We start from the raw sequence: 1,226 nt of genomic DNA, 5'->3' as shown, positions 1-1,226 counted from the left end.
GATAGGACCCGGGCCGCGGGCGGAGCCGGCCGCCCCCTCGGCCGCCCCGGTCGGCACCGACTGGGTGCGCCGCAGCTCCGCGCCGTCCGCCGCCCCGCCGCAGCCCGCGGCCCGCTGGCGGCCCTGGCGGTTCCGGATGTCCAACGACGTGTGGGGCACCCCGGTGGTCGCCGACGGCACGCTGTTCGCCTCCAGCTTCGAGGTGCACGCGCTGGACATCGGCTCCGGCGAGCGCCGCTGGAAGACCCGGGACGTCGCCTGGGCGCTGGCCGTCGACGCCGGCCTGCTGCACGCCGCCGACGGGCCGCACCTGTACACGGTGGACGCCGGCGACGGCGCCGAGCGCTGGCGGCACTCGCTGGACGGCTGGGTCTACTCGCTGGACGCCGCGGACGGCGTGTTGTGCTGCGGCGTCCGCGGCGGCGGCGTGCAGCTGCGCTCGGCCGTCACCGGCGCCGAGCTGTGGCGGGCCGACGACGCCCAGCAGGAGTACGAGAACCCGCAGTCCGGCCCGGCGCTGGTCGGCGGCGCCGCCTACTACCAGGGCGGCGGGCGGCTGTACTGCGTGGACCCGCGGCGCGGCGCGGTGCGCTGGGCCGTCCCGGTGGGCGGCAAGGTGCCGTCCCGGCCGGTCGAGCACAGCGGCATGCTGTACGTCACCTCGGGCCAGCAGGTGCACGCGCTGGACGCCACCACCGGCGCCGAGCGCTGGCGCTTCGACGCGCCCGTGGTGCTGTTCACCCCGCCCGCGGTGGACGGCCGGGCGGTGTACGTCGCCGACTACCTCGGCACCCTGTACGCGCTGGACGCCGTCACCGGGCACGGCCTGTGGCGGGCCGCCACCGCCGCCCGGCAGGGCGCCGAGCCCGCCGTGGTCGCCGACGGCACGGTGCTGCTGGGCTCCGGCGACACCCTGTTCGCGTTCGAGGCGGCCGGCGGCCGGGAGCGCTGGCGCTACACCACCCGGGGCGACCTGGTCGGCTCCCCGGCGGTCGCCGAGGGCCTGGTGCACCTGGGCAGCCGGGACCACTCGCTGCACACCCTGGAGCTGGCCACCGGCCGGCTGCGCTGGGAGCTGGGCACCAAGGGCGAGCTGACCGGCTCCCCGGTGGCGGTCGGCGGCCGGGTGTTCGTCGGCTCCAAGGACCGCTGCGTGTACGCGCTGGACTCCTTCTACGGCACCGCCGTCCCGCAGTAGGCGCGGCAGGAACGGTACGGCCCCGGAC

General features: G+C 77.7%; 1 protein-coding gene. It reads left to right on the top strand.

All coding sequences use genetic code 11. The features are described 5' to 3' along the window. Nucleotides 1–1,198 (top strand): PQQ-binding-like beta-propeller repeat protein (locus tag ACFUEL_RS39810; RefSeq protein WP_380243123.1); only part of this gene is annotated, 1,198 nt, incomplete at its 5' end. Nucleotides 1,199–1,226 lie beyond the last annotated feature (28 nt).

The organism is Kitasatospora sp. NPDC057198, from assembly GCF_042670125.1.
In the GTDB taxonomy this organism is placed as follows: domain Bacteria; phylum Actinomycetota; class Actinomycetes; order Streptomycetales; family Streptomycetaceae; genus Kitasatospora.
Note: the sequence above shows the minus strand (reverse complement) of the source record. Positions and strands in the feature narration are given on the sequence as shown.